The sequence below is a fragment of the Schumannella sp. 10F1B-5-1 genome, from assembly GCF_006517535.1.
In the GTDB taxonomy this organism is placed as follows: domain Bacteria; phylum Actinomycetota; class Actinomycetes; order Actinomycetales; family Microbacteriaceae; genus Schumannella.
Window position 1 is genome coordinate 1 of the sequence record NZ_VHQH01000292.1, and the last position, 319, is coordinate 319.

The window sequence follows — 319 nt, forward strand, 5'->3', positions numbered from 1 at the left end:
ATCGGCGCGCTCGCCGGCTCGCTCGCCGCGTGCACACCGCCGCCGAGCGGTCCCCCCGTGGTGGTGCTGTTCCCCGGGCAGCCGGACGACGACTGGGGTGCGAGCGCCCAGGTGCTGCGCGACGAGCTGGAGGGTGACGGATACGCGGTGGAGGTGCGCTTCGCGGGCGATGACATCCCGCGCCAGCTGGAGCAGCTGCGGGAGGTGCTCTCGGCCGCCCCCGCCGCGGTCGTGATCGCCCCCGTCGACCCCACCTCGATCTCGGCGGTGCTGGCCGACGCCGCACCGGACGAGGCCGCGATCATCTCCTACGACGACC

Annotated in this window: 1 protein-coding gene; it reads left to right on the forward strand. The window is 74.9% G+C overall.

Annotation, left to right across the window (positions count from 1 at the left end):
• Nucleotides 1–57: 57 nt before the first annotated feature.
• The coding region (locus FJ658_RS15755) for a substrate-binding domain-containing protein (protein ID WP_181408528.1) at nucleotides 58–319 on the forward strand (262 nt) is incomplete at its 3' end.